Here is a 15,991-nt window from a genome sequence, read left to right on the forward strand (position 1 = left end):
TGGTTCTTGTTTTTATACAAAATTGAGTTCATTGCTCTACACTTAATGTCTGATAATGTCGAAATATATATCATATGAGCTAAGAGGAGAAATGAGCATGTTTCGTAAACGTACTGAATCGACCAAACACCTTCGTACAGATGCGCATCAGAATTTACTGGAGTATAGTCGTAAACTGGTAGCAAACGCAGAAAAGGGCAACTATGACGCATGGATCGAAGATGGCATTGAGTTTCAGGATACTAATGAAATAGCTAGTAATATCAAAAAAGCAGTACATATGATGAAAGCTCAAAACGAAGACGTGGAAATGCGCCTTAAAATGCTGAATCAGGCGATGAATGTGGGATTATGGGAATCTGAAATTGTTGCTGGTGATCCACTGGATAACAATAACATCGTCTCATTTTCGAATGAATTCCGCCAAATGTTAGGATTCCATAATGCCAAGGAATATCCCAATTCATTTGCAAGCTGGGCGAAGTCAATATATCCGGATGACAGACCTCAACTGGTGCAGGAGATTATGAAACATGTGAATGACACAAGAGCAACAACTGCCTATAACGTCATCAGCCGTATGATTACAAAAAGTGGAGAGACTCGCTGGTTCCGATGCCTTGGACAAGTCATCCGAAATCAGGCTGGAGTTCCAGTCAAACTTCTGGGCATCATGTTTGATATTCATGAGGAGAAGAGCAAGTCTGATGAGTTAGAAGCACTCGTCACCCGATATGATCTGGTTAACCGCGCCTTGGTGGAGGCACCGTGGGATATGACGGTTGTGGCTGGAGATGTGGTTAATCCGAACAATGAATTTTGGTGGTCACCCCAGTTCCGTAAAGAGTTAGGGTTTAAAGACGAGCAGGATTTCCCGAATGTGTTCAGCAGCTGGAGCAGCCGACTTCATCCGGAAGACCATGATCGGACGATCAACGAATTTGCCAGACATATGAACGATTACAGTGGTCGTACGCCGTACGATCTGGATTATCGTCTGCAGCGCAAAGACGGGGAGTATCGGTGGTATCACGCGGGTGGGGAGACCATTAGGGATCAGGATGGAGTACCGCTCCGTGTAGCTGGCACCATTCGGGATGTCACCCATGAGAAGAATAAGGAACAGATCGTGGAAGCCATGAATCTGAAAACAAAACAATTGTCGGAGTCCATAGGTGAGATGGTGCGTGGAATCAATTCGATTACGGATCAGGCACAGGATTTGGTGACTGCACAGGAGTTATCTGCCGATGCAGCCATTCAAGTGAAAAGCAGTGCAGATGATACGAAGAATATCACCGTGTTTATTCGAGAGATTGCCAGTCAGACCAATCTGCTGGGGTTGAATGCGGCCATTGAAGCTGCACGAGCGGGAGAGCTGGGACTGGGATTTGGCGTTGTTGCAGGAGAAGTGCGGAAACTGGCTGATCACAGTTCGGAGGCCACAGTAAATATCGAAGATAGCATGCAGAAGATGAAAACACTGATTGATCAGATTCTTGAGCACATCGGTAATATGTCCACGTTAACACAAAATCAAGCTGCTCTGACACAACAGGTGAATGCTTCAATGGATGAGATCAACACCATGTCACAGGATCTGGTTAATTACTCGCGGAATCTATAATCTCGAAGCCGTTTCTTATAACATCACGATCATTGGCAACAACATCAATAAAAAACCACCGGGAAGCATTTCTGCTCCCGGTGGTTTTTTGTATTTCTATTTTATAGCTAAGATATATAGCTTCCGTTAGCTATTGAATTAAACTTGTTGAACTTTGATCAGGTTTGTATTACCGGATTGACCGATTGGAACACCAGCGGACAACACAATGATGTCACCTTTTTCAATGTAACCTGTTTTGATTGCGTTCCGCGTAGCCGATTCGAACATTTCATCCGTTGTTGTTACTTTGTCGCCCATAACCGGAATGACACCTGAGAGCAGGCAGATCTTCGCCAATACTTCTTCATGTTGTGTAACTGCGATGATTGGTGCTTTTGGACGATACTTGGATATCATACGTGCTGTGAATCCACTCTCAGTCGAAGTGATGATTGCTTTTGCATTCAGTACGAGGGAAGAACTTACAGCGCCCTGACTGATAACTTCAGTAATATCAGCGATCTGTTGAGCCGATTTTTGTGCGAATTGCTCTTTGTAATCGATCATCGTTTCAGCACGGCGAGCAACAGCAGCCATCGTGCGCACGGATTGTACCGGATATTTACCAGCAGCGGATTCACCGGACAACATCACAACGTCAGCACCTTGAAGTACAGCATTGGCCACATCACTAACTTCGGAACGAGTAGGGCGTGGGTTCACTTGCATGGACTCCAGCATGTGTGTAGCTACGATAACTGGTTTACCAGCGCGGTTACATTTATCGATCATTTCTTTTTGCATCATGGGTACGTCTTCGATTGGCACCTCAACACCGAGATCTCCACGAGCTACCATGATGCCGTCAGATGCTTCAATAATATCGTCCAGGTTGGTCATACCTTCCTGGTTTTCGATTTTGGAGATGATCTGAACGTGGTCTACACCGCGTTCTTTCAAAATGCTGCGGATTTCACGGATGTCATCACCTTTACGAACAAAGGATGCTGCGATAATTTCGATATCGTTTTCGATCCCAAATCCGATGTGCATAACGTCACGCTCGGTTACACCTGGCAATGTCGTTTTGATTCCTGGCAAGTTAACCCCTTTGCGTGGTTTCAGAATGCCGCCACTGATGATTTTGCAATGGATATCGGATCCTTCCACAGACAGTACAGTCAGATCCACAAGGCCATCATCGATGAGGATACGATCGCCAGGTTTCACAACGAGGTTCAGTTCTGGATAGTTTACCGAGATACGCTCAGCGTCACCAAGAATTTCTTCAGTAGTCAGGATCAGCTCTTTACCAGCTTGCAGATGGCAGGATGCTTCTTTCAGTTTGCCGATACGTACTTCCGGCCCTTTGATGTCCATCATGATCGGTATATAGGTGTTCAGTTCGGAAGCTGCTTTGCGGATATTGTTAATCCGTGTAACGTGATCTTCCAGTTCGCCATGAGCCATGTTCAGACGGGCAACGGTCATACCTTCCTGAATCATTACTTTTAACAATTCGATTGAGTCACAAGCAGGTCCCATGGTACAAATAATTTTTGTTTTTAACATGCTGATTTCCTCCTCATATTTAAGCTTATATGTGTATTGTAGCGTTTTCTGTCGAATCAGGGTATGAACTATAGTACAATGATTAGAGTATAGTCCGATAATGAGGTGTGTTATGGTCACTCCACTTGAAGTACGACATATTAATGGTGTCGGTTGGTACGAAGAAGCTGTGCAATCTCAAGAAACTTGGCGGCTTAGCTTGGTTACTTATGGAAAATGTGTATATTGGGTGAACGGTGATAAACAGATCATGGAAAAAGGTGAATTGCTCCTCATTCCAGGTGGTACCCCATATTACGGCAAGAGTATTCCTACAGTAACGCACACACAGATTGTAATTCAACTGCAACGCGACCATATGGAAACTTTGCCTGCACTGGAACGGTATGAGGCATTGCGGCATAAACCTGGATGTTACGAACTGATCCATCAACGCATGAGCGCTATTTATCAACAATGGCAAGAGCGTCCTTCTTATTATGTCATGATGAGCCAAGCCTTATTGATGGAAGTGTTGATTTATATGAACAGGGAGCTTGATCGTGGAGTTATCCCGCCGGAGAGGCATAATCATGTTGAACGGATGAAGCGATATATAGAGCGGCATTATCGGGAGAAAGTGACGAAGGAAGAACTCGGGGACGAGATCAAAAAAACTCCCAATTATGCTGCTGCATTATTCAAAAGCATGACAAATCAGACCATCAGTCAATATGTCCATGATCAACGGATGAAACGAGCCATATATCTGCTCACCGAGTCACAACTCTCCATCCAGGAAATTGCCGAATTTCTCGGCTACCGGGATCTGTCTTATTTTTACCGCATATTCAAACGTATAACCGGAAGTCCACCGTCTGACCTTCTTCATGAACGACCACCTATAGCATGAAACGCGTAGTCCAACCCAAATAAAGTTCTTCTATATAAGTAGGTTTAATTAAATGAGTACAAAAAAAGAGGGCCTAGGCCCTCTTTTGCTGTATAGCAGGATCATCATCCCACCTGTTACTTATATAAATGTCGTTATACATGACTGCTTGGGTTAGAAGCTGTGAGTGGCTGCTTGCCTTTTTTTCGTGCCTGCCCAAGACGAAGAGCAAAGACATGTACAGTCCAATACGCGGCCTCAGCAAACAAAATGCCGCCAGCGATGTCCAGCAAGGAATGCTGTTTTACAAACACCGTTGAAGCAATAATCAACCACAGCCATACCGACCAAGAAATCCGTGCCATAGGCTTAAAGTTCAAGTGTCTGTTGATCACAATAAACAGCAAATAGCTGGTCAGAACGTGAACACTTGGGAAACAGTTGAAGGGCGCATCATTTATATAGATAAACTGTACTAACACGCTACTCAGATCAGTTCCGCCGATCTCAGGGCGCGGGACATGGGTAGGAAAAATCGCAAAACAGACATTGGCAGCCATGACACCAACATTGTAGGTAATCAGCGTGCGCCAGAATAGCGACTTGTTCGTCAGACCCAAATAGAGAAATCCAAGATACAGAATGGGCATCCAGCTAATGTACGGATAAATAAATTCTTTGAGAAAAGGAATCTGTGTATCAATCCAGGCATAATTGTAGAAGACATCACTTCCGGTGTTGCTGCCTAGAAATACGTAAATGGAGCCTTGGAGCGGTATGCACAGAATAGCCAGTAAATGCCCCCAGCGCTGAAAGAATGCTTTCATAGTATCCCCCTGATTTCATTATGCATTGTGAAACTATCGTTAATGGGTACTTCATAGATATATGACGCTGAAGAGTCGCGACACCCCTGCAGCATTGAACTCTTGTAATACTATAATGGACAGATAAAGGTATAAGCCATACCTGATTTTAGGGGAAAAGAGGTTAGTATAAGTCTCTTTTTTGTTACTTTTATAGTTTTATCCATAATAGGGATATTCAATATACGGATGATGTGATACAACTATATTGGCATATAAGTTCTTATGACAACGGAAAACATAAATGAAACGAGGTAGGCAAATGTATGATTAATGCGCAATCCAAGCCGAAACATTCCTTTTCCGAGCGCAAACCTGTGCTCACCGTTGTAATTATTGAGCTGCTTCTCCTGTTAGCCGTATTTGCAGCAGGGGCCATTGCGACGATAAAGCAACTGGACTACACTTCCCCTGTACTCATTTCCTTTACACCCATCGCAATTGTTCTGATGATCTATCTGACGTTAAGGCGCAAGTGGGGAGAGACTGGATTCCGATCTTTGCGAAGTATCCCGGCTGGCCACGCAAAGTATTATATTCCACTACTCCTTGTACTGGGTACACTTTCACTGAAAGGATTTGGGGAGCTGAGCTTGTCACGGGTAGCCTTTTTCATCTTTTTTACCTTGCTCGTAGCTTTTGTTGAGGAAACGATCTATCGTGGACTTATTTTCAAAACATTGCTTCAAAAAAGTGCAGTGGCCGCAGTTGTGACCTCCAGCATATTGTTTTCGATTACACATCTGCTGAACGCATTGTCTGGTCAGGATATGACGGATACGATCATGCAATTGATCTATGCGCTGCTCCTGGGAGTTGTACTTGCGTTATTGATGCTGAAGAACGGAAATATCGTACCGCTTATATTGTTTCATTTCATACATAATCTGATTCAATTTCTAGGGAATGATCTGGAGGACACAGGTACACTTCCTTACGATCTGTTTATACTGGCAGTACTGATTGCTTACTGTGCATGGTTAGTGTGGAGCATTCGAACAAATTCGTCTATTCCATCCAAAGGGAGTGAGCAAGCGAATACGGTTGTTCATTAAGGTATTGCGGGTATTGCTTGAAAGTAGTTATCATACAGTTTCCCGTCAGCAGTTGGATCATGGTATACTTCAGTCTGGCGGGAAGACAGATATGTTCATGATACGAGGTCTGCCCATCCGTACATTAAGGTTTAGACAGTAGGTGATATAGTGGAGAAGACAGCACAAGGTGTAGCAGAATGGATGGTACAGGAGATTAAATTCACAGGAACACTTCATCAGGAAGCTGCCATAGAATATGTGAAGACCCATTTCGGCGAAGAGTTTGTTTTTGTGAACGAGAACGGCAATACATCATTGTCCAAAGAAGTGAAGAAAGCTTTCCGTAAGCTTCATCGTGGGCAGATCGCCTGGGATCGGGATGCATTTATGTGGGCATGGACATAGTGTGTTATACTGGATTAAGATGATTCATTGGTTGTGTTGGATATGCATGTCAGAATATTATATAAAAAATGTATAAGATGGATTAGATCTGCATATCCTTTCATAAGACCGTACACAAGTGACCAGGCACATAAGCGTGATAAACCTTGGCCCCACACGTGTTAATAACATGTATTTCCAAAGCTGTTTGAAAAGAAAATACAAAGATTTGCTTTTTGGCTGAATTGGAGTTATAATAAAAACAAGTTGTAGAGAGTGGAAAACCTAATTCATATATTGTAAAGGGCGATCACTTATAGGTTTATGACTGGTACCTTTTTCAATGTGTGAATTTTTATTTGCTTGCTGCAAAGAACAAAGGAACATGTTAATCTTTATTTGGAGGTGTAATTCACATGCAAAACGGAACAGTAAAATGGTTCAACGCTGATAAAGGCTTCGGTTTCATCGAAGTTGAAGGCGGAGAAGATGTATTCGTACACTTCAGCGCTATTACAGGCGAAGGCTTCAAAACGCTGGACGAAGGTCAACGCGTGCAATTTAAAATTGTACAAGGAAACCGTGGTCCTCAAGCAGAAGAAGTTGTAAAACTGTAATTAAAGCATAGCTGCCTTTAACATGTTATAATGGTAAAGGCAGCTTCTTTTTTTTGATCAGTTATATAAAAAGTCGCCCATTAGTTGTCGAGGTAGGAGTCCGGTGGGACGTGAAACTTCCGCTAAGTGTAGGCTTCTGTGAAATAACGTCGGTTAGATGTTTTTCCATAACAAAGGGGGTAGAAGTCATGTATAATCGCAAAAAACCGTTGGAAGAGATTCCACAAGCTGATGCGGCAATCTGGGAATGTACGAGTGATACGTGCAAAGGATGGATGCGGGACAATTTTGCGTTTGATAACGTACCTACTTGTCCGATATGTGCTTCTGAGATGGTCAGCACGACTAGGATGCTACCATTGCTTGAGAATTCGAATAGTAATCTGAAAACGATGCCTAAAGGAAATCGGATTTAACATAGCTTACCCGCCTCTAACGAGGTGTTTTTTTTTAAGATTAAATAGACACCCTGTGCGAAGGTAAGGGTATTAAATATGAAGTTCCCGGCATTCGTTTTGGCGAATGCCTTTTTTTGTATCATTTTTTAACAGAAAATATAGTGTAATTGACGTGAATTGTATGAAAAAGATAAAGACCCTTTTCGCTATAAGCAAAAAGGGTCTTTATTATGACTACAATTTTACCACGATCAGATTGGAATTTAGATGAACAGGAATGGCAGCAGAAACAATGTTGCTACCAGAGCCAGATCGATTCCAGCTCCATAGCCGTAACCCCCACCGTATCCTCCGTAACCATATGGACCATAGGCCGAAGATTTAACTTTCTTTGATGCAATAGCGTTTTTCTTGCTGCTTTTTACCAGTTGCTGTTTGGATTTGACTGAACACAGCCGTGGTCCCTCGAAACATCCGTTCAAATATACTTTGCCATCACGACATTGGCTAAGCGTACCATACATATGCTTACCGTCTTTCATAACAAGACAAACGGAACGTCCAACGTGCGGAGAAACCGTTTCTTCACATACCCGATTAATTCTGTACATGCATATCCTCCTCATTAGATGTGGTTGCCGCTTGAATTCAACGGTTTGTATATCATAGTAAATAAAAGAGGATTTGGTATGGACGAGTACCCGGTAAATCGAATAGGGAGAAGCCGTTTTTGAGTCTATTCCATACACTGGGAGGAGTGAGGAGGGGATGTTGCATGGATTATCATGACATGCTGGCTCGGTTAGGGGAGGGGAGTGCCCATCCCGGAGGATTTTTGGCAACGCTGAAGTTGCTGGAGAGTTTATCTCTGCCTGTGGATAGTCATATCCTTGAGATTGGATGTGGCACTGGGAGGACTGCGTGTTATTTGGCTAAAAGGGGTTATCAAGTAACAGCGATTGAGCTTAATCGTCAGATGCTGGATAAGGCCGTTCGGCGAGCAAGACGAGAAGGGGTGGATGTTCGTTTTGTTCAGGCTGATGTAGCATCGTTACCTTTCCCGGAAGATCATTTTGATATGGTATTCGTGGAGTCGGTTACGATCTTTACCCCATGGCGGAGTGCATTTGCTGAGTATAGAAGAGTGTTGAAGCCCGGTGGACTTTTGGTGGATCGGGAGATGGTTCTATCAGGCCAGAAGACCGAATTGATGTGTCGCAGGTTAAAGCAATTTTACGGTATACGAACCCTGGTAACGACCACAGCATGGAGAAAACGCCTCAAACAGTGTGGTTTCACCAAGGTTGAAGTCAAAGAACATTCGCGATCCATGGGGAAATGGGGCGTTGATCATGATCCGCATCGCGAGATCGATATGAATTGGTTTGAGGATGAACGTATGCAGCGAATGAGTCAAACCAATGATCGTTTGCTCGCGAAATACGGCAATAAGTTGGGATATGCTGTTTTTGCGGCTAAAGCACCGTTGGAGGTCAAAAACGAAAAATAGGAAAAAGACAACTCACACAATCGTGTGGGTTGCCTTTGGTTTGTTTCGACAGCACGTACTATAGCATATCGTTGTCGATAATCCGCCAGTGGTGTTTGAGTAGGGCTTCCAGTTGGTTCTTATCTTTGGCTCGAAAAGCACTTAAAATTTGCCGGTGCTCTTCATTAACTTCCAACAGTACCTCAGATAGCTTTGGTTTATTATCACTAACATACGACTGGCGGATGAAACTGTTTTTCAATGTATTTAACATCTCAATGACTGTAGCGTTACCACATCGCTGAATGTACAGATTATGGAACTGATACTGGTTTTTGTTGTAGGCAGCAAGATCAAGCTGGCTGATATCCTCGTCCATTCGAACAACCAGAGTCTCCATCTCCAAAAGTTCAGATGGTCTGAGATGGTCTGCTGCAAGTGTGGCAGCAAGTGCCTCCAGCACACCGATTGCTTGGGAAAACTCCAGTTTTTTGCCTGCATCAAAAGGAGTGACAATAAATCCCCTGCGTGGGATGTATTGCAGCAGATTGTCTGAAGCCAGCTGGAAAAGCGCCTCCCGAGTAGGTGTGCGACTGATGTCCAGCTTTTTGCATATCTCGGCCTCGTTGATCTTCTGGTTGGGAAGTAGCGTCCCGTCTTGAATCTTCTGGGCAATGTAATCGTATACGTGATCTTTCAAGGACCGGTATTTGGGTACCTCCATACCGAATCCTCCTTTCTATGTATAGTGAATAAATAGATGGGTGTGAGGCTGTACTGTACGCGCCGTTCAGGAGTTTCAAGTTTTTATCATCTTAACACCGAGGGGGAAGTTGGGCAAGCAAACTTCATGTTTCAGCCGATGTAAATGCCGTGTCATATATAGTACATTTTATGGAATTAAAGCGTATAAATGTTTAAATAATGATTGTGATAAACCGATTTATTTGTTAGTATTACTTACATATAAGTCCATATATTGTCTTATGTATATTGTATACAAATTTATCATTAAGCTACTAAGTCCAAAAAAGAATAGGGGTATGCTGTGTGAGAAAAGTATTGTTGCCAATGATTCTGCTGTTAGTGGTTGTATTCATGTCCGCATGTGGGCAGGAAAAAACGACAGGAACCGGATCAGACGCTACTTCGTCTTCGGGCAGTAGCTCTGCGGAAAAGAAAGTAATTGTACTTGGAACCAGTGCGGACTATGCACCCTATGAATTTCATAAGAAAATCGATGGTAAAGATACCATTGTAGGTTTTGACATCGAGATCGCCAAGGCAATTGCGGCTGATCTGGGAGCCGAGCTGAAGATTGAGGACATGGACTTTGATGGCCTTCTTATGGCTCTCGGTACAGATAAGGTTGATTTTGTAATATCAGGCTTAACCCCTACCGAAGAACGAAAGAAGAATGTTGATTTTACGGATATCTACTATTATGCAGAGCAGGCTGTACTTGTTAGAGGAGGGGGAGATACCGCAGTAAAGTCCATAGGTGATCTATCAGGCAAGCAGGTTGGCGTGCAAAAGAGTTCCATTCAGGAAGGGATTGCTCAGGAAATAGAGGGGGCAAAGCTCACTTCTCTGGCCAAAATACCTGAACTGATTCTGGAGCTGCAGACGGGGCGTGTAGACGCACTCATCCTGGAGAAGCCGGTGGCTGAACAGTATGTGAAAAACCAAGAGGGGCTTGTTGTTGCAGGTGTGAAGATTGAACAGGCTGAAGACGAGGGTGGTTCAGCCATCGCGGTGAAGAAAGGTAATCAGAAGTTGCTGGATCAGATCAACACTACATTGGAAAAGCTCAAAACAAACGGAGATATTGAACGGTTTGTCGTTAAAGCGAATGAGATGCTCGGTGAATAAACCGGACGAGTGAGGGATATGCCGTGAATTTAGATTTTTCCTTTCTATTAGAACATTGGCAGGATTATGCACGAAGTGCGTGGGTCACGCTTGAGCTTTCCTTTTTCGGTGTATTGTTTGGTACGTTGCTGGGTGTAATCATGGCGCTAATGCGAATATCCCGAATATGGCCAATTAAATTTGTGGCATCGGCGTATATTGAACTCATTCGAGGAACACCGATGCTCGTACAGATTCTTATTATTCATTATGGTCTGACGGTTATAGGTGTGAACTTACCGGCATTTATGTCGGGGGTGGTAGCTCTGACGATGAATAGCTCGGCTTATATGGCGGAGGTGTTCAGGGCCGGGATTCAAGCGATTGATAAAGGACAGACCGAAGCTTCGCGCTCCCTCGGTATGACAAATGGTATGACACTTCGTTATATTATACTGCCGCAGGCTTTTCGTAACATGCTTCCAGCCATCGGTAATGAATTCATTATTATCATTAAAGATTCTTCGCTTGTCTCCATGATCGGCATAGCCGAGATTATATACACGGCCAGAACGATTCAGGGTGTTACGTTCCAGCCGCTTGCTCCGCTGCTTGTTGCCGCCGGCCTCTATTTTATAATCACATTTACACTGGCTAATTTACTCTCTTGGTTGGAACGTAGACTTTCTGCTTCTCGCTAACTATTGATATAGGATTTGATTCGAGAAAGGCTTGGATTAGGCTGGAGTGGAAAAAGAGGGATGTAGTCGTAAATGGCGATGGCATCGCATACATTGTTATTGTATTTTGTATACAATATTTCGGAAAGGTGTTGGGTGTGTATGTCAGATTCCAAAATGTTAATGGATTGGTCGGAGCGTTATGCTGCACCTAATTATCATCCGCTCCCTATTGTTATTGAGCAGGCGGAAGGGGTATGGGTGGAAGACCCTGAAGGCCGCCGTTATATGGATATGTTAAGTGCATACTCTGCATTGAATCATGGTCATAGACATCCTGTAATCATACAGGCGCTCAAGGATCAGGCAGATCAGGTTACGCTGACATCACGGGCATTCCACAGCAGCTCCGCTTCTCTTTTTTATCAGAAACTCTCACAATTCACGGGGAAATCGAAGATTCTCGCCATGAATACAGGAGCGGAAGCGGTGGAGACTGCGGTGAAGGCGGTACGTAGATGGGCTTATCGTTGCAAAGGTGTACCGGAAAATCAAGCCGAGATTATCGTATGCTCTGGTAACTTTCATGGAAGAACTCTGACGGTTACGTCCTTTTCTTCTTCAGCGGAGTATAAAAAAGATTTTGGACCGTTCACACCTGGATTCCGGATTATTCCCTATGGAGATATAGAAGCGCTGAAAAAGGCCATTACGCCAAATACGGCTGGTTTTCTTGTAGAGCCTATTCAGGGCGAAGCTGGAATCGTTATCCCGCCTGATGGATATTTGGCTGAAGCTTTTGCTCTGTGTAAGAGCCAGCAGGTGTTGACTGTATTTGATGAGATCCAGACCGGATTTGGAAGAACGGGTCGCCGTTTTGCCTCCGACTGGGAAGGTGTTGAACCAGACATCTGGATTATGGGCAAAGCGTTGGGGGGAGGAGTCATGCCCATCTCGGCTATCGCTGCTGATGCGGAGATACTTGATTTGTTTGAGCCGGGGTCTCATGGTTCTACGTTTGGGGGTAACCCACTCGCTTGCGCCGTGGCTATAGCAGCTCTGAAAGTTCTTGAAGATGAGAAGCTTGCCGAGCGATCGGAGCGTCTGGGGAACTATTTTATGAAAAGACTTCGAGGTATCCACAGTTCAGCCATACGGGATATTCGGGGGAAAGGTTTATTTATTGGTGTTGAACTGTATGAATCAGCCCGTCCCTATTGTGAGCGTTTGATGTCTACTGGACTGCTGTGTAAAGAAACCCATGAGACAACCATTCGATTTGCTCCACCATTGACGATTAAAGAGTCTGAGATTGACTGGGCACTGGAGAGAATTGAGCAGGTACTGATCAACAATGAGGGAGCTGACCTACATGAAAAATGATGATGATGTACATGGTGAAATAAAAGATACTTCTATTGATACAAGTCAAACATCTATGCGACGTGATATTGCTATCATTAAAGTTCCTTTTGGACTCGGTGGAGCAAGAGGTGGAGCAGAGTTGGGGCCTGATGAATTGATTACAGCTGGGCTTAAGCGGGAGATTGCGAGTCTTGGGCTAGTGCTTTCCAAAGAAGTGCGGGTAGATTGTCCTTCTGAACCTGTTGCCCCTATTGAGCGAAATCGTGTAAAACACTTAAATGAGGTACGTCAGGTCAGTGAGAAGGTGTGTAGTGAAGTATCAGGTGCAGTAGAGGAGGGGGCTTTCCCACTTGTGCTTGGGGGAGATCATAGTGTAGCGATTGGTACTATTGCCGGGCTAACAGCGCACTATTCGAATTTGGGTGTGATCTGGTTTGATGCGCATGCAGACTTGAATACGGAAGAGCGCAGTTTGTCCGGTAATATGCATGGCATGAGTGTGGCTGCATCCTTGGGGCATACTGCATTCAATCTGTCGCACATTGCTGGAGCAGGCGCGTTTATTGATCCGTCTAACTTGGTCTATATTGGTCTGCGTGATCTGGATGAGTATGAGAAAGAGCAGATTAAGGGACTGGGAATCCGAGCATTTACGATGCATGATATTGATCGTTTGGGTATACAACAAGTTATTGAGCGAGCAATAGCTACAGCGGGAAAAGGGACAGATGGCATTCATGTCAGCTTCGACATGGATTGTCTGGATCCGCGGGAGGCTCCGGGTGTGGGCACCCCGGTACCTGGTGGTCTGAATTACCGAGAGGCACATTATGCATTGGAGATACTTGCTTCCACAAATCAAGTTACGTCCATGGAATTGGTGGAAGTGAATCCGTTATTTGATCATAATAGGCATACGGCAAGGCTTGGTGTCGAACTGATCGCTTCTTTGCTCGGTAAGCGTATATTGTAAGCACTGAGAAGTGAATCGGAATGTGTAAGCTGTGCTCAAGGAATGACTGTCTTATTTATATAGAAGGAAAGAAAACTGAGATCTCCGAAAACTAGGGCTAGTCACAATCAATTGTTCACTGTTATCACAGTGAAAGTGGCTTCCCTGGTTAAGTTTAATGGATATGTATATTAGAAGCGCCGTAATAAGGATGCTGAGAGTGATTTGTATGTACAGGAGCGTCAGATTACATATTGTGCCGATGATGTGAGTTGATTATCATTTTTGAAAAAAGACTTGCAATTGAAATCTGTACATGATATATTCTAATTCCGGCCAAGAAAACACGGTTTACACGGTGCGGCAAGCGATTGAAATAAGCTTCGAAAGAAACTTAAAAAAAGAACTTGCAAAGTTGGTTCGGACATGATATTATATAAGAGTTGCTGGAGAGAACGACATTCGGTAACGAAATAAGTTTGATCTTTGAAAACTGAACAACGAGTGAGTGAACATTCTGCTTGCAGAATGAACGCGAAAGTTTGAGACAAGCCTTGGCTTGAATCGACTGGAGCATAAATGAGATTTTTAATCTCGTCAGATTCAAAATGAGCTTATCGCTCTTTTCAATAATTTATTGGAGAGTTTGATCCTGGCTCAGGACGAACGCTGGCGGCATGCCTAATACATGCAAGTCGAGCGGAGTATCAAGGAAGCTTGCTTCCTTGATACTTAGCGGCGGACGGGTGAGTAACACGTAGGCAACCTGCCCTCAAGTTTGGGACAACTACCGGAAACGGTAGCTAATACCGAATAATTGTTTTCTTCGCCTGAAGGAAACTGGAAAGACGGAGCAATCTGTCACTTGGGGATGGGCCTGCGGCGCATTAGCTAGTTGGTGAGGTAACGGCTCACCAAGGCGACGATGCGTAGCCGACCTGAGAGGGTGATCGGCCACACTGGGACTGAGACACGGCCCAGACTCCTACGGGAGGCAGCAGTAGGGAATCTTCCGCAATGGGCGAAAGCCTGACGGAGCAATGCCGCGTGAGTGATGAAGGTTTTCGGATCGTAAAGCTCTGTTGCCAGGGAAGAACGCTTGGGAGAGTAACTGCTCTCAAGGTGACGGTACCTGAGAAGAAAGCCCCGGCTAACTACGTGCCAGCAGCCGCGGTAATACGTAGGGGGCAAGCGTTGTCCGGAATTATTGGGCGTAAAGCGCGCGCAGGCGGTCATTTAAGTCTGGTGTTTAATCCCGGGGCTCAACCCCGGATCGCACTGGAAACTGGGTGACTTGAGTGCAGAAGAGGAGAGTGGAATTCCACGTGTAGCGGTGAAATGCGTAGATATGTGGAGGAACACCAGTGGCGAAGGCGACTCTCTGGGCTGTAACTGACGCTGAGGCGCGAAAGCGTGGGGAGCAAACAGGATTAGATACCCTGGTAGTCCACGCCGTAAACGATGAGTGCTAGGTGTTAGGGGTTTCGATACCCTTGGTGCCGAAGTTAACACATTAAGCACTCCGCCTGGGGAGTACGGTCGCAAGACTGAAACTCAAAGGAATTGACGGGGACCCGCACAAGCAGTGGAGTATGTGGTTTAATTCGAAGCAACGCGAAGAACCTTACCAGGTCTTGACATCCCTCTGACCGATACAGAGATGTATCTTTCCTTCGGGACAGAGGAGACAGGTGGTGCATGGTTGTCGTCAGCTCGTGTCGTGAGATGTTGGGTTAAGTCCCGCAACGAGCGCAACCCTTATATTTAGTTGCCAGCACTTCGGGTGGGCACTCTAGATAGACTGCCGGTGACAAACCGGAGGAAGGTGGGGATGACGTCAAATCATCATGCCCCTTATGACCTGGGCTACACACGTACTACAATGGCCGGTACAACGGGCTGCGAAATCGCGAGATGGAGCCAATCCCAACAAAGCCGGTCTCAGTTCGGATTGCAGGCTGCAACTCGCCTGCATGAAGTCGGAATTGCTAGTAATCGCGGATCAGCATGCCGCGGTGAATACGTTCCCGGGTCTTGTACACACCGCCCGTCACACCACGAGAGTTTATAACACCCGAAGTCGGTGGGGTAACCGCAAGGAGCCAGCCGCCGAAGGTGGGATAGATGATTGGGGTGAAGTCGTAACAAGGTAGCCGTATCGGAAGGTGCGGCTGGATCACCTCCTTTCTATGGAGAATCGTTTCCTGCAACGGAAACATTCAAATATAAGTCTTCAGGAAGCATGCTTCCGAAGCGAGCTTTACTTCGTAAAGCTTTTAACTCACTCGTTGTTCGGTTTT

15 protein-coding genes and 1 rRNA gene are annotated in these 15,991 nt (G+C 44.9%); 12 read left to right on the forward strand and 4 right to left on the reverse strand.

Annotated elements, in window-relative coordinates; all coding sequences use genetic code 11:
* The first annotated feature begins 97 nt into the window (after window positions 1–97).
* On the forward strand, window positions 98–1,627 hold the full coding sequence (locus F0220_RS01795; RefSeq protein ID WP_105602521.1) for a methyl-accepting chemotaxis protein: 1,530 nt from the start codon (window positions 98–100) through the stop codon (window positions 1,625–1,627).
* Between the two features lie 138 nt (window positions 1,628–1,765).
* Here F0220_RS01795 and pyk read toward each other — a convergent pair whose 3' ends face one another.
* On the reverse strand, window positions 1,766–3,181 hold the full coding sequence (gene pyk / locus F0220_RS01800) for a pyruvate kinase (protein ID WP_036607968.1): 1,416 nt from the start codon (window positions 3,179–3,181) through the stop codon (window positions 1,766–1,768).
* Between the two features lie 112 nt (window positions 3,182–3,293).
* On the opposite strand from pyk, the gene F0220_RS01805 reads away from it, so the two are divergent.
* Window positions 3,294–4,073, forward strand: a complete 780-nt coding sequence (locus tag F0220_RS01805; RefSeq protein ID WP_091019851.1) for a helix-turn-helix transcriptional regulator — start codon at window positions 3,294–3,296, stop codon at window positions 4,071–4,073.
* Between the two features lie 134 nt (window positions 4,074–4,207).
* Here F0220_RS01805 and F0220_RS01810 read toward each other — a convergent pair whose 3' ends face one another.
* On the reverse strand, window positions 4,208–4,879 hold the full coding sequence (locus tag F0220_RS01810) for a phosphatase PAP2 family protein (protein ID WP_105602523.1): 672 nt from the start codon (window positions 4,877–4,879) through the stop codon (window positions 4,208–4,210).
* Window positions 4,880–5,184: 305 nt separating this feature from the next.
* Here F0220_RS01810 and F0220_RS01815 point away from each other — a divergent pair, with 305 nt between their 5' ends.
* The 4 genes from F0220_RS01815 to F0220_RS01830 all read left to right on the forward strand — a co-directional run bounded on the left by F0220_RS01815 (window position 5,185) and on the right by F0220_RS01830 (window position 7,372).
* Window positions 5,185–5,973 (forward strand): CPBP family intramembrane glutamic endopeptidase, encoded by a 789-nt coding sequence (locus F0220_RS01815; RefSeq protein ID WP_091019855.1) that lies wholly within the window; start codon window positions 5,185–5,187, stop codon window positions 5,971–5,973.
* Window positions 5,974–6,123: 150 nt separating this feature from the next.
* Window positions 6,124–6,360 carry a DUF6953 family protein gene (locus F0220_RS01820; RefSeq protein WP_036607962.1) on the forward strand — a complete coding sequence of 79 codons (237 nt, stop codon included), beginning with the start codon at window positions 6,124–6,126 and terminating at the stop codon, window positions 6,358–6,360.
* Window positions 6,361–6,755: 395 nt separating this feature from the next.
* On the forward strand, window positions 6,756–6,956 hold the full coding sequence (locus F0220_RS01825; protein WP_024633772.1) for a cold-shock protein: 201 nt from the start codon (window positions 6,756–6,758) through the stop codon (window positions 6,954–6,956).
* 188 nt (window positions 6,957–7,144) lie between these two features.
* Complete coding sequence (locus F0220_RS01830) at window positions 7,145–7,372, forward strand: cold-shock protein (RefSeq protein ID WP_017691121.1); 228 nt, start codon at window positions 7,145–7,147, stop codon at window positions 7,370–7,372.
* Window positions 7,373–7,617: 245 nt separating this feature from the next.
* Here F0220_RS01830 and F0220_RS01835 read toward each other — a convergent pair whose 3' ends face one another.
* Window positions 7,618–7,965, reverse strand: a complete 348-nt coding sequence (locus F0220_RS01835) for a hypothetical protein (protein WP_105602524.1) — start codon at window positions 7,963–7,965, stop codon at window positions 7,618–7,620.
* 164 nt (window positions 7,966–8,129) lie between these two features.
* On the opposite strand from F0220_RS01835, the gene F0220_RS01840 reads away from it, so the two are divergent.
* Window positions 8,130–8,864, forward strand: a complete 735-nt coding sequence (locus tag F0220_RS01840; RefSeq protein ID WP_105602526.1) for a class I SAM-dependent methyltransferase — start codon at window positions 8,130–8,132, stop codon at window positions 8,862–8,864.
* A 58-nt stretch (window positions 8,865–8,922) separates the two neighbouring features.
* Here F0220_RS01840 and F0220_RS01845 read toward each other — a convergent pair whose 3' ends face one another.
* Window positions 8,923–9,567 carry a GntR family transcriptional regulator gene (locus tag F0220_RS01845; protein WP_036671927.1) on the reverse strand — a complete coding sequence of 215 codons (645 nt, stop codon included), beginning with the start codon at window positions 9,565–9,567 and terminating at the stop codon, window positions 8,923–8,925.
* 326 nt (window positions 9,568–9,893) lie between these two features.
* On the opposite strand from F0220_RS01845, the gene F0220_RS01850 reads away from it, so the two are divergent.
* From F0220_RS01850 to F0220_RS01870, 5 genes are all read left to right on the forward strand, one after another.
* Entirely contained in the window at window positions 9,894–10,715 is an 822-nt protein-coding gene (locus tag F0220_RS01850) for a transporter substrate-binding domain-containing protein (protein WP_105602527.1), read from the forward strand.
* 23 nt (window positions 10,716–10,738) lie between these two features.
* A complete protein-coding gene (locus F0220_RS01855; RefSeq protein ID WP_149846239.1) occupies window positions 10,739–11,395 on the forward strand; it encodes an amino acid ABC transporter permease in 657 nt (218 codons plus the stop codon).
* Between the two features lie 141 nt (window positions 11,396–11,536).
* Window positions 11,537–12,757 carry an ornithine--oxo-acid transaminase gene (locus tag F0220_RS01860; RefSeq protein WP_105602530.1) on the forward strand — a complete coding sequence of 407 codons (1,221 nt, stop codon included), beginning with the start codon at window positions 11,537–11,539 and terminating at the stop codon, window positions 12,755–12,757.
* Window positions 12,747–13,712 (forward strand): arginase, encoded by a 966-nt coding sequence (gene rocF, locus F0220_RS01865; RefSeq protein WP_105602532.1) that lies wholly within the window; start codon window positions 12,747–12,749, stop codon window positions 13,710–13,712. Before F0220_RS01860 ends, rocF begins: the two co-directional genes overlap by 11 nt.
* Window positions 13,713–14,325: 613 nt before the next feature.
* A 16S ribosomal RNA gene (locus F0220_RS01870) occupies window positions 14,326–15,878 on the forward strand.
* Window positions 15,879–15,991 lie beyond the last annotated feature (113 nt).

This window comes from Paenibacillus sp. 37, from assembly GCF_008386395.1.
Lineage (GTDB): Bacteria > Bacillota > Bacilli > Paenibacillales > Paenibacillaceae > Paenibacillus > Paenibacillus amylolyticus_B.